This window comes from Actinocrispum wychmicini (genome assembly GCF_004345645.1).
GTDB classification, from domain to species: Bacteria; Actinomycetota; Actinomycetes; order Mycobacteriales; family Pseudonocardiaceae; genus Kibdelosporangium; species Kibdelosporangium wychmicini.
In genome coordinates, this window is record NZ_SLWS01000004.1 from 766,160 (window position 1) to 781,944 (window position 15,785).

The 15,785-nt window shown below is 69.6% G+C and carries 13 protein-coding genes; 11 read left to right on the forward strand and 2 right to left on the reverse strand.

Annotation, left to right across the window (positions count from 1 at the left end; all coding sequences use genetic code 11):
• Positions 1-30: 30 nt before the first annotated feature.
• From EV192_RS21460 to EV192_RS21510, 11 genes are all read left to right on the forward strand, one after another.
• Positions 31-1,194, forward strand: coding sequence for an ADP-ribosylglycohydrolase family protein (locus tag EV192_RS21460; protein WP_132117990.1), 1,164 nt, complete (start codon positions 31-33; stop codon positions 1,192-1,194).
• Positions 1,191-2,528: an ADP-ribosylglycohydrolase family protein gene (locus EV192_RS21465; protein ID WP_132117992.1), complete on the forward strand. Its 1,338-nt coding sequence runs from the start codon at positions 1,191-1,193 to the stop codon at positions 2,526-2,528. The genes EV192_RS21460 and EV192_RS21465 overlap by 4 nt, the downstream gene beginning before the upstream one ends.
• Positions 2,525-3,430 (forward strand): ribokinase, encoded by a 906-nt coding sequence (locus EV192_RS21470; RefSeq protein ID WP_132117994.1) that lies wholly within the window; start codon positions 2,525-2,527, stop codon positions 3,428-3,430. Before EV192_RS21465 ends, EV192_RS21470 begins: the two co-directional genes overlap by 4 nt.
• Positions 3,427-5,319 (forward strand): SUMF1/EgtB/PvdO family nonheme iron enzyme, encoded by a 1,893-nt coding sequence (locus EV192_RS21475; protein ID WP_132117996.1) that lies wholly within the window; start codon positions 3,427-3,429, stop codon positions 5,317-5,319. The genes EV192_RS21470 and EV192_RS21475 overlap by 4 nt, the downstream gene beginning before the upstream one ends.
• Complete coding sequence (locus EV192_RS21480) at positions 5,316-6,524, forward strand: CaiB/BaiF CoA transferase family protein (protein WP_132117998.1); 1,209 nt, start codon at positions 5,316-5,318, stop codon at positions 6,522-6,524. The genes EV192_RS21475 and EV192_RS21480 overlap by 4 nt, the downstream gene beginning before the upstream one ends.
• Entirely contained in the window at positions 6,521-7,351 is an 831-nt protein-coding gene (locus tag EV192_RS21485; RefSeq protein ID WP_132118000.1) for an HpcH/HpaI aldolase/citrate lyase family protein, read from the forward strand. The genes EV192_RS21480 and EV192_RS21485 overlap by 4 nt, the downstream gene beginning before the upstream one ends.
• 66 nt (positions 7,352-7,417) lie before the next feature.
• Positions 7,418-7,723, forward strand: a complete 306-nt coding sequence (locus EV192_RS21490) for a trypco2 family protein (RefSeq protein ID WP_132118002.1) — start codon at positions 7,418-7,420, stop codon at positions 7,721-7,723.
• A gap of 3 nt (positions 7,724-7,726) precedes the next feature.
• Entirely contained in the window at positions 7,727-9,286 is a 1,560-nt protein-coding gene (locus tag EV192_RS21495; protein WP_132118004.1) for a S1 family peptidase, read from the forward strand.
• Positions 9,279-10,286 carry a tetratricopeptide repeat protein gene (locus tag EV192_RS21500; RefSeq protein WP_132118006.1) on the forward strand — a complete coding sequence of 336 codons (1,008 nt, stop codon included), beginning with the start codon at positions 9,279-9,281 and terminating at the stop codon, positions 10,284-10,286. Before EV192_RS21495 ends, EV192_RS21500 begins: the two co-directional genes overlap by 8 nt.
• Positions 10,279-11,256, forward strand: a complete 978-nt coding sequence (locus EV192_RS21505; RefSeq protein ID WP_132118008.1) for a HesA/MoeB/ThiF family protein — start codon at positions 10,279-10,281, stop codon at positions 11,254-11,256. Before EV192_RS21500 ends, EV192_RS21505 begins: the two co-directional genes overlap by 8 nt.
• Positions 11,257-11,351: 95 nt before the next feature.
• The gene (locus EV192_RS21510) at positions 11,352-12,689 is read left to right on the forward strand and encodes a Mov34/MPN/PAD-1 family protein (protein ID WP_132118010.1); all 1,338 of its coding nucleotides are present in this window, start codon (positions 11,352-11,354) and stop codon (positions 12,687-12,689) included.
• Here the strand turns inward: EV192_RS21510 and EV192_RS21515 are convergent.
• Both EV192_RS21515 and EV192_RS21520 read right to left on the reverse strand, forming a co-directional pair.
• Positions 12,661-14,274 (reverse strand): ricin-type beta-trefoil lectin domain protein, encoded by a 1,614-nt coding sequence (locus EV192_RS21515; RefSeq protein WP_132118012.1) that lies wholly within the window; start codon positions 14,272-14,274, stop codon positions 12,661-12,663. The genes EV192_RS21510 and EV192_RS21515 overlap by 29 nt on opposite strands.
• 91 nt (positions 14,275-14,365) lie before the next feature.
• The gene (locus EV192_RS21520; RefSeq protein ID WP_132118014.1) at positions 14,366-15,769 is read right to left on the reverse strand and encodes an aminopeptidase P family protein; all 1,404 of its coding nucleotides are present in this window, start codon (positions 15,767-15,769) and stop codon (positions 14,366-14,368) included.
• Between the last annotated feature and the right edge of the window lie 16 nt (positions 15,770-15,785).

The following is a 15,785-nucleotide window of genomic DNA, read 5'->3' on the forward strand; positions in this document are numbered from 1 at the left end:
TCGAGCACTAGCGAAGGGGAGGGGAAACCGGTGACCTGGCTGGAAGACCGAGCGGTGGCGGTGATCACGGGGGCGGCCGTGGGGGACGCGCTCGGCGGCGCCACCGAGGGATGGACGCCCGAGCAGATCGAGGAACGGCACGGCGGCCGGGTGACCGGCATCGTCGGGCCGTGGTACCCGGACTGGCGGGACGCGCGTCCCATCGCGCCGTACCACAAGGGCGACGGGCATGTCACCGACGACACTCTCATGACGCGCGCGTTGGTGGAGGTGTACGCCAAACGCCGGGCGCATCTCGACGCGTACGCGATGGCCGAGGACCTGGTGCCGCTCATGATCGGCGAGCCGCGGTGGGTGCCCGAACTGGAGTCGACCGCGTTGTTGCTGCAGCGGGTCTTCCTCGCGGAGAAGTGGATCGTCGCCCGGCTCCACTATGGACACGTCGATCCACGCGAAGCCGGTGTGGGCAACGTGGTCAACTGCGGGGCGGCGATGTACGTCGCGCCGGTCGGGCTCGCCAACGCCGGGGATCCGCGTGGCGCGTACGCGGAGGCGATCGATCTTACCGGCGCGCACCAGTCGAGTTACGGGCGTGAGGCGGCGGGGGTGTTCGCGGCGATGGTGGCCGCCGCGGTCACGCCCGGCGCTCATCTCGACGAAGTGGTCACGTCCGCTGTGGACGTCGCGCACGACGGGACAGCGGCGGCGATCCACGCCGTTATCGAGGCCCTGGATGGATGGTCGCCGCCACGGACCGAGGACGACGAGCGGGCTCTCATGCGCCTTGTCCGGGAGACGGTCGCTCCCTTCGACTCGGTCGGGCCGCACTACCGGGAGATGTCGCTGGACGCGCGGCGGCCGTCGCGGACGAAGTCGATCGAGGAGTTGCCAGCGGCGCTCGGACTCGTGCTCGGGCACCAGGGTGACTTCCGTGGTGCGGTCCTCGCCGCGGTCAACTACGGTCGGGATGCCGACTCGATCGCGACCATGGCGGCCGCGATCTGCGCCGGGCTCGGCGGGTCGGCCGTCGTGCCCGCCGAGTGGCTCGACGCTGTCAGCGCGGCCAGCCGCATGGACATCCGCGAGACGGGACTGCTGATGGCCTCGGCGGCGGCCGACATCCTCCGGGGCGACCGGGAGCGGGTGCACACGCGGCTGCGTTCTCTCGACGCGCTCGAAGGGGTGTCGGTGTGAGGCTCACCTGGGCGCAGCCCGAAGACCTGCTGGCGCACGAGTTCGTCCAGTCCGCTGTGGAGGGCAGGGACATCGACCGGACGTGGGCGCGCTGGTCGGCGGCGGGTGGCGACCCCAACCCGGCGGTGAGCGGTGCCGGACCGCACCCCGCGCCGCCGGCCCTGCGCGCGCTCGCCCGTGAGTTGCTCGACGAACTGGCCGCCCTGCCCACGCCGGACGACCCGGACGAACCGGACGACTGGGACGCGATTCTCGCCCTCCTGCCACCCGCGCCTGACTTGCGACTGTCCGATAAGGACCGGATACTGGGGGCATGGACCGGCCGTGCCGCCGGGTGTCTGCTCGGCAAGCCGGTGGAGAAGATCCCGCGTGAGGGCATCGAGGAGATCCTCCGCGCGACCGGACGTTGGCCGCTGGACCAGTGGTTCACCGCGGTCGGCCTGCCCGACGACGTGGCCGCGCGCTGGCCGTGGAACCGTCGGTCCGCCGCGACCTCGTTGGCGGAGAACATCAACGGGATGCCCGAAGACGACGACCTCAACTACGCGATGCTCGCGCTCACGTTGTTGGAGACGCACGACCGCGGCTTCACCACGGAGGACGTCGCCCAGCTGTGGCTGGACAATCTGCCCGCCGGGCGGGTGTTCACGGCCGAGCGCGTCGCCTACCGCAACCTGCTCGACGCCCGTCCTGTCCCCGAGACAGCCACGCACCACAATCCGTTTCGCGAGTGGATCGGCGCGTTGATCCGCACTGACGTGTTCGGCTGGGTGTCGCCGGGGGACGTGCGGGCCGCGGCTCGTCTGGCGTGGACGGACGCACGGCTGAGCCATACGCGCAACGGCGTCTACGGCGCCATGTGGGCGGCTGCGCTCGCGTCGGCCGCGATGGTGTGCGGCACCGTCGAAGAGGTCCTGGACGCGGCCGAGACCGTGATCCCGCCACGCAGTCGGCTGGCTCGGGCTGTCCGGTTCGGACGGGAGGCGGCCAGATACGACGTGCCCGCCGCCCTGGACCGCCTGCATGGCGAGTACGGCGACCTGCACTGGGTGCACGTTCTCAACAACGCCGCGGTCATCGCGTACGCGCTGGCGAAGGGCGGCGGAGAGTTCGGGCCGAGCGTGTCCATCGCGGTGACGGCAGGATGGGACACGGATTCCGCCGCCGCGACGGTCGGTGGGGTCGTGGGCGCGCTTCTTGGCGTCGACGAAATGGGTACACAGTGGACGAAGCCGCTTGACGGCCGGATAGCGACATCGTTGCCCGGCGGGGAACAGCGGATAGTCGATCTCGCGGCCCGGACCGCCGCTCTCGTGTCGCGGAGGGACACGTGAACGGTCGTGTCGTGGTGGTCGGCTCGGCGAACGTCGACCTCGTCGTGGACGTGGCCCGGCCGCCCCGGGCCGGGGAGACGGTCCTCGGCGGGGACTTGCGCCGCAACCCCGGTGGCAAGGGCGCGAACCAGGCCGTGGCCGCCGCGCTGGCGGGAGGCGCGGACACGACGTTCATCGGCGCGCTGGGCGATGACGATTCCGCCGATCTGCTCCTGCTCTCGCTCGAATGCGCCGGGGTTCGTACCGACCTTGTCGGCCGGGTCGGTGCGCCGACAGGGACCGCGCTCATCACAGTCTCCCCGGATGGTGAGAACGCGATCACGGTCGCGCCCGGCGCCAACGCCTACCTGACGTTGAGCGCTCCGCAGGTCGAGCGGATCGCCGAGGCCGATGTCGTGCTCGCCCAGTTGGAGATTCCGCTCGGTGTGGTGCGCGCGGCCGCTTCCGCCCGGCGAGCCGGTGCCGTCATGGCGCTCAACGCGGCGCCGGCGCGCGATCTGCCCGAACCGATCTGGGAAGCGATCGACCTGCTCATCGTCAACGAACATGAGGCAGCCGACTACGCGCTCACGTCGGGTCCGGCGGAGATTCTCGCCTCGAAGCTCCTGGGCCGGGTTCCAGCGGTTGTCGTCACGCTCGGCGGCGATGGTTGCGTTGTCGCCGAACGGAACCGTGAACCGGTCCATGTCCCGGGTATCCCGGTGAACGCCGTCGACACCACTGGCGCCGGCGACACGTTCTGCGGTGTGCTCGCCGCGGCTCTGGCCCGTGGGTTACCCCTCTCCGAAGCCGCGCGGTTGGCGTGCGCGGCGGGTGCCTTGGCCGTGACGCGGCCGGGCGCGCAGGACGCGGTCCCGACCGCGGCGGAAGTCGCGGAGTTCGCGCGAGGAAAGGAAACATGATCTACACGTTCGACCCGCTCGTGCCGCGTCCGATCGACGACCCGACCGAGGTGCCGCTGGGCCCGCTCACGCCCGAGCAGCTGGTCCTGCTGGACGAGGCGAAGATCTTCGCCGGACCACGCGACCCAGCCGACAGGCCCGCGTGGCGCGAGCGTTTGCGCTTGTGGCGGGAGGACGCGCGGAATCGCCACGCGTACACAGGAGCCGCGTACGACCGCCCAGGTGCGGCCTGGGCGGCGCGTTGTCACACGGTTGCGCAGGTGTGGCTGTGGGACGAACTGCTGTATTCCTTTGAGCAACATCGATTCACTCCCGAACGCTTCCTCGCCGACGCACAAGAGCGATTCGGCGGGCTGGACGCGGTCGTGCTGTGGCACGCGTATCCCGTGATCGGTCTGGACGACCGCAACCAGTGGGATTTCTACCGTGACGTCCCGGGTCTGACGGATCTTGTGGACACACTGCATGACGCGGGTCTGCACGTGTTCGTCGACTACAACCCCTGGGACGCCGGCGAGGACGACCTCACCGAACTCGCCTCGCTCGTCGCTGACCTTGGTGCGGACGGGGTTTTCTTGGACACCCTGAAGAAGGCCGAGCCGGCGTTCGTCGAACGGCTGGAGCGGGCGCGGCCGGGGATCGTGCTCGAAGGCGAGTCCAAGCTGGCGGTCGAACGCATCGAGGACCACGCGTGTTCGTGGGCCCAGTTCTTCGCCGATTCCCCGGTGCCGGGCGTGCTGCGTGCCCACTGGTACGAGCGGCGGCACATGCAGCACCACGTCCGGCGCTGGCACCGCGATCACTCCGAGGAACTGCAATCGGCCTGGCTCAATGGAGTCGGCGTCATGGTGTGGGAGGTCGTTTTCGGCGTGTGGGTCGGCTGGTCGTTGCGTGACGCCGCGACCGTGCGGCGGATGGTCGCCGTCCAACGCGCCGCCGCCGACCTGTTGCTGCACGGCACATGGACACCCCTCGCCGAGCTTTCCCCAGAAGCCGAAGCAGCCGGCGTCTACGCGTCAAGCTGGGAACTTGACGGGGTGACACTGTGGACGGTCGTGAACCGTGGTGAGACGGACTATCACGGACCTGTGGTAGCAAAGGCGATCGACCTCCTCGACGGTGTTCCGGCGCGTGGGATCGGCGCGTTCGTCTCCGACAGGCTGGACGGATTCCGTAGCGTGCCACACAATCCTGATGCCCGTTTCCCGCATCGACTCGCGGCCCGTAAGTCGCACAGAGCGACGACTGGCGAGCCCGAGCCGGATGCCGTGGTCGTTCCCGCCGGGCCCTACGTGCTCACAGTGCGGTATCGGGCTCGGGAAACCGGCATGTACCAGGGCGCGCCCTATGTCGACGAGTGGAAGCCGTTGCCGCCCAGGCTGCACGACGCGCGAACTCTGCAACGCGACGGTGTACTCACCTCCGCTGTGGCCGTTGGCGCGAGCGAGGTCACGAACGCCGAGTTCGCCGAGTTCCTTGACACCACAGGCTACCAACCTGAATATCCACACCGGTTTCTCGCGCACTGGGCGAACCGCCGCGCAAACGAGCCGGTGACCTTTGTGGACATCGAGGATGCTCGGGCCTACTGTGCGTGGCGAGGCGGGCGGTTGCCGACTGAGGACGAATGGCAGCTCGCGGGCGAAACCGGTCGCCTGCGCCGCGGCGAGCCGGCCGTGTGGAACTGGACGGAGAGCGAGCATTCCGACGGGCGGACGCGGTTCGTGATGCTGAAGGGCGGCAGCGATCACCGGTCCGAGGGCTCGGACTGGTACGTCGAAGGCGGGCGTCAGGATCCTGACTACACGGTCAAACTGCTCCTGCCGGGGTTGGGTTTGGCGCGTAGCGCGACCGTCGGTTTCCGGTGTGCGTGGGAGGTGCGCTCATGACGGTGTCCCGTGATCCCGCTGTGGGCGCGCTCGCCGGGCTTCGTGTCGTCGACGCGTCAACGCTTTTCGCCGGCCCGATGACCGCGATGCACCTCGGTGACATGGGTGCGGACGTGATCAAAGTGGAGCATCCCGACAAGCCTGACCCGTCGCGTACCCATGGCGCGGCGAAGGACGGTGTCAACCTGTGGTGGAAGACGCTCGGCCGGAACAAGCGCACGGTCACGGCGAACCTCGGCCATCCCGGCGGACGTGAGGTGTTCCTCGCTCTCGCCGCCGAAGCGGACATCGTCATTGAGAACTTCCGGCCGGGCACGTTGGAGCGATGGGGACTGGGCTACGACGAGCTGTCGGCCCACAACCCAGGGCTCGTGCTGGCTCGTGTCACAGGTTTCGGGCAGGTCGGGCCGTACCGGTCACGGCCCGGTTTCGGCACCCTGGCCGAGGCGATGAGCGGGTTCGCGGCGATGACCGGGGACCCGGACGGACCGCCGACCCTGCCGCCGTTCGCGCTCGCGGACGGCATCGCGTCGCTCGCCACCGCGTACGCGATCATGGTCGCGCTCGCGGCACGTGAACGGTCAGGGCATGGCCAGGTCGTCGACATCGCGATCATCGAGCCGATCCTGGCGATGCTCGGCCCGCAGATCACGCGCTGGGACCAGCTGCGTACCGTGGAGCCGCGCACAGGCAACCGCTCCACGAACAACGCACCACGCAACACTTATCGCACCCGGGACGGACAGTGGGTCGCGGTGTCCACTTCGGCCCAGTCGATCGCCGAGCGCGTCGTCCGGCTCGTCGGCCGGCCGGATCTCGTTGCCGAGCCGTGGTTCGCGAGCGGCGCCGACCGGGCGCGGCACGCCGACGAACTCGACGAAGCCGTCGGCGGCTGGATCGCGCAGCGCACCCGCGCCGAGGTCGTCGAGGCCTTCGAGGAAGCGCAGGCGGCGGTCGCGCCGATCTACGACGCGTCCGACATCGTCGCGGATCCGCAGTTCCAAGCGATCGGCACGATGCATGAGATCGAAGACCCCGAACTAGGCCCGACACTGATGCAGAGCCCGTTCTTCCGGCTGTCGGACAACGACGGCGTCATCCAGTTCGCCGGACGGCCGCACGGCGTAGACACCGACGCGATCCTGGACGAACTGGGCTTCTCGGCCACGCGGGTCGCCGAACTCCGCGAGCAGGGTGCGATATGAGCACCGCGCCTCCGCTCACCCTGCTTTACGTCCCCGCCGACCGGCCCGACCGGGTGGCCAAGGCGTTGACCTCCGAAGCCGACGTCGTCCTCGTGGATCTTGAGGACGCCGTGGCGCCTTCGCGGAAAGACGAGGCACGAGCAACCCTGCGACTGCTCACTGAGACATCGCGCCCAGTGCAGGTCCGCATCAATCACGCGAGCACTCCATGGCACAGCGACGACATCGCCGCCATCGCCCGATTGCCGCTCGCGGTGGGTGCGCGGATTCCGAAGGTCGAGTCACCTGACGAGGTGCACGCGCTGGCCGACGCGTTGCCGGGGCGCGCGTTGCACCTGCTGATCGAATCGGCACTGGGTGTCGAACGGGCGTTGGCGATCGCCACGGCGTCGCCGCAGGTCACGTCGATCGGGTTGGGCGAGGCCGACCTGCGGTCGGATCTTCGGGTGGCCGACGACACCGGGCTGACCTGGGCACGAAGCCGGATCATCGTCGCGGCGCGGGCCGCCCGCCTGCCACCGCCCGTCATGTCCGCCTACCCGAACGTGCGCGATCTCGACGGGCTGGCGGCCTCCTGCCGGGCCGGCCGCGCGCTCGGCTTCCGTGGCCGTACCGCGATCCACCCCGCACAACTGGACACGATCCGAGCCGCCTTCCTCCCGACGGCCGACGAGATCGAACGTGCCCGGGAGGTGATGGCCCGCCTGGACAACGCGATCACGGCCGGCGTCGGCGCGATCGCGTTGGCCGACGGTACATTCCTCGACGTCGCCATGGTCGAACAGGCCCGGACCGTCCTCGCCCTCGCCGATCCGGACGAACTGTGAGCGACCGCCAGTCGGTCCGACCGGTGGAATCCCGTTGCGCTGTCCGGGTCCCGTATGATCCGGGATGTGGCGCAGATCGGGTTGGTCGAGGCGATCGAGCAGGTTCGTGCTGAGCTGGTCGACGCGGTCGCCGCTGGGCGAGGTGCGGACATCCAGTTCCCCGTCGGGCAGGTGACGCTGCAGTTCCAGGTCGGACTGACCAGGTCGGACGACACGGACGGGAAGCTCAAGCTGTGGATCCTGGAGCTCGGCTCGGCGGAGAAGTACGCGGAGCAGTCGGTGCAGACCATTTCGGTCGTTCTCGAACCGCCGGTTGACGCCCAGGGGCGTCCGATCACGGTCTCGGCCGAGTCCGCGGACCTGCCGGGGTAGGCCGTGATTCCGCTGCGTGACCGGGTTGTCGAGGTACTGGCGGACCGTGGGCCGGCCGCCGCGCGGCGGTGGAACGTGGGTTCCGGGTTCCTGATCCGGGACCGGGTGGTCCTCACCGCGGCCCATGTGGTGGCCGACGGAACTCTCGCCGTCCGCGGGCTGCACGACGGTGGGAAAGTGTTGTGGCCGGCCCGTATCCGGTTGCTGGGTGACCAGGCGGACCTCGCGCTGCTGGACGTGGACGGCGGTCCCGACGCGGTGCCGCCGATCGAGTTCGTCCGAATAGGACGGACTGGTGCCGAGGTCGTGGACGGCTGCTGGGCGGTGGGTTTCCCGGAGTTCAAGACCATCGACGTGGGCGGCGGTGCCCCGGTCCGGGAGACCGTGCACCTCTCCGGCGAGATCCGGACGGCCGAGGACCTGCACTCGGATCTGCTGACCCTGCACGTGTCGAACATGCCGAAGGAGATGGCCCAAGGGTCACCATGGTCCGGTGTCTCCGGGGCGGCCGTGGTGGCGGACGGCCGGATCGTGGGCGTGTTGACGGCTCATCCCGTGCGGGCCGGGCAGTCCGCACTCACCTTGACGCCGATCACCCACGTGAGCCGGCTGGCCGACGCCACGGACTGGTGGCGGGCACTGAATGTGGACGGGACACAGCTGCCGGTGTTGCCCCGGCCGGCACCGCTGCGGATCGGCACCATTCCGGATGTCCCGGCGCACCACCAACATCGGGCGTACGCCACCGAACTGGCCGAGGCGATGAAGCGCGCGGGCACGGTCGTCCTGAGCCCGCAGCGACACGGGCTCGGCGGAGTCGGCAAGACACAGCTCGCCGCGTCGTACGCCCGGATGTTGTGGGACGCCTCGGAAATCGACCTGGTCGTGTGGATCACGGCCACGGACCGGGAATCCGTCCAGGACGGCTACGTGGCGGCCGCGGGGAAGCTGCGGACCGACTCGTTCTCCCGGTGGCTGGCGGCGGCCGACCACCGCTGGCTCGTGGTCATCGACGACCTCGCCGACGAACGCCACATGGCCGGGCTGTGGCCGCCGCCGAACGGCAAGGTCGTCGTCACCACCAGCCACTGGGGCGCCCTGGCCGATCGGGACGACGTCGAAGTGATCGAGGTCGGCCCGTTCTCGCCGGAGGACGCTCAGGCCTACCTGGTCTCCCAGTTGGGTGTCACATCCGAGCAGGCCGACGAGTTCGCGTGCCATCTCGATTTCCAACCCCTGGCCCTCGACCAGGCTGTGTCGTACATCCGGGCGCACAGCCTGGACTACGCCCAGTACAAGGAGCGGTTCGACGAGCGTCGCCGCCGCCTGCCGAGACTGTTGCGCGGCGATGGCGCACCCGCTGACCTGCAGCGTTCCACGGTGGCCGTGACCTGGTCCCTGGCAGTGGAACGCGGCCAGGGCCAGGGTCTGTCGGTGTCCCGGTACGAACTGACCACCACCCTGGACGGCACGCAGACGATCCGGCTGGACTTCAACGACGGACTGCTGACCCCGGACTTGCTCGAAGGGATGTTGCGGCGCAGGGGGCTCGGCGATGCCTGAGAACCACCCCGCCCTGGCGCGGTTCCGCCAGCTGGCCACCGACGACCCGCAGCGCCATGGCGCGGAGTTCGCCGTCCTCCTCGCGGACGCCGGCCTGAATCTGCTGGATTCGGGCCGCTGGGAGGAGTCACTCGGCTTCCTCGACGAGGCCGACCACTACACCAGCCTCCTGAAGCCCGGAGTCTCGAAGACCAGGTCGATCCGCAAGCCCAAACTGGTCAAGCAGGGAGCTTCGGCGAAGGCCGTCGACCTCCTGCTGGACGCCTCGGACATCCTGCCGGCCGGGCACGCGCTGCGGGCCGCCGTGAAGTCGAGGTTGGGCGAACGGGCGCTGTCCCGGTTCGAGACCACCGGCGACCCCAGCGAACTGGACAGCGGGATCACCCTGCTCACCCAGGCGGTGCGCGAGATCCCCGACGATCACCACGACCGGCCCGGACTGCTGTCCAACCAGGGAGCCGCCCTGCGGACCCGGTTCAACCACACGGGTGACATCGCGGATCTCGACAAGGCCGTCAGCTCGTTCCGGGACGCGGTGGCCGTACCGGAACCGCACGTGGTCGCCCTGTCGAACCTGGGCGCGGCTTTGCTGACCCGTTACCAGGTCCGGGGCGGGGACGGCGACCGGACCGAGGCCATCGATCTCCTGCTGCGCGCCGTCGCGATGACCGCGCCCGATTCGCCCGACCGGGCGGTTCTGCTGTCGGGCGTGGCACAGGCGATGTTCGCCGGGGGAGACCTGCGGGGAGCGCTTTTCGCCTGCCGGGAGGCGTTGACAATCCGGGCGCGGACGCTTGGCCCCGATCACCCGGACACGTTGACCAACCAGCACAACCTGGCGGTGACCCTCGCCGCGCTCGGTGACCTCGGGTCGGCCAGGGCGGTGTTCGACGAGGTTGTCGCCCAGCGCGCCCGGATACTCGGCCCCGGCGACCCGGACACCTTGACCAGTCAAGAACTTCTGGCCGCGGTCGTGACCGACCTGGGCGACGATGAGTGAGCGGTTCGCCAGGCACGACCTGGTTCCCGGCTGGCGCCAGGACCGGCTCGGCTCGACGACCGCGGTGATCGTCGGCGTCGGCGCGCTGGGCAACGAGGTCGCGCGAACGCTTGCCATGGCGGGCATCGGTCACCTGGTGCTGTGCGACCCGGACGTGGTGGCCGAGTCGAACCTGAGCCGGACAGTCCTGTTCCGCGCCAGGGACATCGGCCGGAACAAGGTCGACGCGGCAGCTGAGGCGCTCGCGGACCTCGCGCCCGCCGTCAAGGTGCGGACAGTCGCCGCGCCGCACCTCAACGGCCTCGGGCTGGCCGGATTGCGGGACGCGGACCTGGTGGTCAGCTGCCTGGACAGCATGGCCGCGCGGATCGCTCTCACGGCCCGCTGCAACGCGGTCCGAACGCGACTGGTCGACGCCGGTACCCACCCGTGGGGCGGTCAGGTCACTTACGTGGCGCCTGGGGGAGCGTGCCTGGCTTGTGGGCTGACCGATCGTGAACGTGCCGTGGTCGACGATCCGTGGAGCTGCGACGAGCCGGTCGCGGATGTGGCGGCGGGGGCGTCGGCACCGATTTCCGCGTTGCTCGGAGCCTGGCAGACCACCGTGGCCCTGAGAGTCCTTTTTGGACTACGCTTGGCCGGCAACACGTTGCGCGTCGAGTCGACCGGAGTGGTCGAGCCCGTGACACGGTCACAGGACCCGGAGTGTCCGCTGCACGAGTGGCTGGACCCGGACGACGTGGAACCGCTCGGCGAGGTCGAGACCGCCGGAGACGTGGTGAAGCGGCTCGCCCCCGAGGAGGAGGCGTTCACCTGGACCAGTCTCCCCGGCGGCACGACGCTGGTGCGCACGGCGGATCCGTCCGCTCAACTGGTGGATCTGGGCGTGGCAGGCGATGAGATCCTACCCGTCGCGCGGCGAGGTGAACGTACTGTGACCAGGTATCTTGAACTGGGGAGGCTGCGGTGACAACAGAGCGTTGGGTCGTGTTCGTTGGGACCTCTACGCCCGTCGATCCGCACAGTGACCGTTACGTTCAGCTGCTCCAGCGAGTTGCGTCTACTGTGGACAGCGAGGCGCAGATCGTCTTCGCCACCGAGACCACCGTCGGGATCCTGACACGGGACCTCTCGGACAGCGAAGTCGCCGCCGCGGTCGGCGAACTGACCGGCCGGGGCATCGACGTGCGGGCCGAACGGGTCTCCTATCGCCCGACCCTACTGGGACAGCTGATGGTCGACGGCCCGGACGACACTCCTTTCGTGCTGCAGGGAGTGCCGTCGGTCACGCGAGTGCGTGACGTCGTCGCCGCGGTCCTGGAGAACTCGAGTTCCCAGGTCGACCGCATGCGAACCGTGGTCGACCAGGTGTCGGACGAGGGCGGGAGCCGGCGGCTTGACCCGGACCAGAGCCTGCACGAGGTGGGAGTCAGGGACGGTGACCGGCTCAGGATCGGCGTGTGGGCCACCGCCGGCGCGAGCCTGTACGCGACCAGGCTGGCGGCGATATCCCTTGCCGGACAACAGCTTCAGGACTTCCCGCGGGTCGCCGTCGCGGCCGTGGACGACCCGGACTTTCCCACCCGGTTCGAGATCGCCTTCACCGCCAACAGTTTCGGCCCGCCAGACCGAACCGCCCGGCCGTTGTCCCCGCCCGACCACCAGGACCACACTGTCCGAATCAGCCTTCCCGCTGGCTATCCCGTCACCCATCCCACGGTCGAGTGGCTCACGCCGATCTTCCATCCCAACGTCGTCGACGGCCGGGTGTGCCTGCGGACGAACGGCCCGGACCTGGCCGCACTGTGCCAGGCCCTCATCGATCTCGCCGGCTACCGAACGTACGACGTGCGGCCGGAGGACTTCGGCGGCGAAGGCTTCCTGGATCTGGCCGCGGCCGCGTGGGCGTTGTCCCCGGAAGGCCAGGAACGGATCGTCGACCGAGGCGGCATCCCGTGGTTCTCCGCCCGACCGGGCCGCGTCCGCCTCGATGTCCAGCGGATGGACGAGCCCGCCCCGCCGCTGCCGGTCACCATCCGGGTCAGCACCGAGGTGCCGACCCGGACCGGCGACGTCGAAACCGGTGGTTTCCTGCTGGGCAACGTGATCACCGAGCAGGACCGGTACGTGGTCGAGATCACCGGGCTGATGACCCCGCGGAGCGCCCAGGGGACGAGAACCACCTGGACGCTGACCGAGGAGTCGTTCCGTGAGCTGGACGACCGCACTGGAGACGTGGTCGGCTGGTTCCACACCCATCCGACGGACGCGCCCGCCACGCTGTCGCCTGCCGACCGCGCCTTGCATCGCACGTTCTTCCGGCAACCATGGCAGGTCGCGATGCTCATCGCCCAGGGCACGGTCACGTTCCACGTCAGACCGGCAGCGACCAGGTCTGGTTGACCTGGAACTGCCCGCACGGCCAGACGATCAGCTTCGTGAGGTCGGCCGACGAGCCACCGGACGCGTCAAGGCACTTGCCGGACGCCGTGTTCACGAGGTTGCCGGCCTGCTGATACGTCCAGCGTTGCGCCGATGAGCCGGAGCACGTGCCAAGTTGGACAGCGCTGCCATCGGCCGTTCCCGCGGCGGTGAGGCACTTGCCGAGGGTGCGGATCGTGCCGTCGGTGGACAGCGCCCAGCGTTGGTTGGCGTTGCCGCTACAGGAGAAGAGGGCGATCTGGGTGCCGTCCGCGGTGCCGCTGTTGGTGTCGTCGACGCATTTGCCGCCGATGCCGTCGATCTGGCCGGTCGGGACGACCGAACACCCCGCGCCGGGCGTGATCCGGAAGACGGCGGTGCCGTGCGCGGGCACTGACGCGGTGATCGTTCCGGTGCTCTGCGATGTCGTGCCCGTCCAGACGTTGGTGACGGACAGCGAACAGGTTCCGGTGAAGCCGAGCGTGCTGGTCGAGACGGTCGCCGAGGCGGAGCCACGGTTGAGGAAGGCGACTGCGCGGTCGCCGTTCGCCAGCGGTTTGACGAGCACCTCGCTTGTTCCGCTGGTGGCGACCCGGGCGGCCTGCCGGCCCAGCGAGTCCTGGTCGATCGCGATCAGGCCAGTGTTGCCGGCGGCGGCAACGGATTCCGAGGACAGCGCGGCGACGTCGGTGGACAGGATGAGCGGCGCGGCCATCATCGACCAGAGCGCCACCTGGGTGCGGGACTCCTCAGCGGTGATCTCGTCGCCGGTGATCAGGAAGTCCGGGTCGTTCCAGTGGTTCGGGCCGGCGTAGCGCTGCAGCGGCACGTTGTACGAGTAGTTGGTCATCAGGCTGGCCCACTTGTTGGCGCTGCCGTGCACGGCGACGTCCCAGCCTTCGCGCCACAGTTGGCCGTACTGCGGAAGCCAGCTCAGCGTGCGGTACCAGTCGGCGTTCTGGCAGCAGAAGTAGGCCGGCGCGGACTCGGAGAACACGATCCTTCGACCGCTGGCGCCAAGCGCGGCGCTTTGCTGGGCATACAGGTCGCGGTACGCCTGCTCCTTGGTTCTGCCCTGGGGGACCGGCACGTTGCAGCCGTCGAGCTTGAGGTAGTCGACTCCCCACGAGGCGAACAGCTTCGCGTCGGCGGTGAAGTGGCCGAGACTGCCCGGGAACCCACCGCACGTGCTGGTGCCCGCGTCCTCGTAGATGCCGAACTTGAGGTTCCTGGTGTGCAGGTAGTCGCCGAGCCACTTCATGCCGTGCGGGAACTTGGCCGGGTCGGCGACGAGGTTGCCGGCGGCGTCCCGGGAGTGGGTCATCCAGCAGTCGTCGACGGTCACCGTGCGGTAGCCCTTGGCCGCGAGCCCGGTGCTGACCAGGGCGTCCGCGTTGCGGGTCAGGACGGATTCGGAGAGGCCGCATTCGTACCGCGCCCAGTTGTTGAAGCCCATCGGCGGGGTGACGGCCAGGTTGTCGCCGTTGTCGGCGGCCTGCGCCGCGGGTGCCACCAGCAGGCTGGCCGCGACGAGCGGGAGGATGGCTAGTCGGCGGGAAAGGGTCACACGATCACCACCATGGTCGCAGGGGTGTGCAGCCCGAGGGTAGATGATCGAATGTGTTTGATAAAGGCACCAAAGTTGCAAGTTTGAGCATTCAGTGCTTGGTCGACACCCACCCCTCCAGGCCGGACGGGTCACGAGGAAGCGCAGCGGACAGCACCCGGTTGCCCGACGCGGTCACGACGACGTTCTCCTCGATCCGGACCCCGATCCCCCGCAGCTCAGGTGGCACTGTCTCGTCATGCGGGTGGAAGTACAGGCCAGGCTCGACCGCGAGCGTCATGCCCTCCACGAGCGACCCGTCGTGGTACGCCTCAGGCGACGAACTGGCGCAGTCGTGCACGTCCAGCCCCAGGAAATGGCCGACACCGCAGACGATGTAACGGCGGTGCTGCTGGCCGTCGTCGTCGAGCGCCTGGTCGACCGGCACCGGCAACAGGCCCCAGTCGTGCAGGCCGGTCGCGAGCACCCGCATCGTCGCCCGGTGGAACCCGCGGTACGGCGCACCCGGCCGTACCTCCGCCAACGCCGCCTCGATGGCCTGCTGCACCAGGTCGTACACCTGTCGTTGGACGTCGGTGAACCGGCCGGACACCGGCAGCGTCCGGGTGATGTCCGCGGTGTACAGCGTGTCCATCTCCACGCCGGCGTCAAGCAGCAGCACGGCGTCCTCAGGCACTGGGCCGTCGTTGCGCACCCAGTGCAGCACCGGCGCGTGCGGGCCGGCGGCCACGATCGACGCGTAACCGGGGCCGTTGCCGGCAGTGCGAGCACGGCGGTCGAACGTGCCCTGCAGCCACCGTTCCCCACCGGACTCGACGGCGTTCTTCAACTCGGCTGCCACATCAGCGAAGCCCTGCACGGTCGCGTCCACCGCGGACTGGAGCTGCCCGACCTCCCAGTCGTCCTTGACCCGCCGCAGCTCGGCCAGCACGCGCCGCAGCTCAGCGGTGTGGTCCGGGCCGGACAGCGCGTCCAGCAGCGGGTCCACACCGAACGTGGCGTACACGGCGGGTTGCCTGCCGCGCAACGCGAACGGCAGGTCGTGGATGGGACGGCAGCGCAACCCCGTCGCGGCGGCCCATTCGGCGGGGCCGGCGGTCGGACCGATCCACAGCTCGCCGTCCCGAGCGTTCGCGAAGAAGTCCGATTCATCCGGTTCGGCGGGGGCGCGCACGAACAGTTCCGCGTCGCCGTCCGGGCCGAGCACCAGCACCGCGCCCTCCGCGGAACACCCGGTCAGCCAGGAGAAATCACTGTCCGGCCGGAAGCCGTGGTCGGTGTCGTTGGACCGGACCGGTGCCCAGCCGGACGCGACCGCGACGCGCACACCCGGCAACACGGACCGCAACAGGTCGCGATGCCGGGCAGCAGCCTCGGCGGCCCCGTCGACCAGCCGTACGGCCCGGTCCGCCGCACCCCAGCCGGACCGGACGAAATCCCGGAATCCCTTGGCGTTCATCAGGTTGCTCGGGTCCCGGCGGGCAGGTCTGGTCATGCTGTCCAGAGTGGTC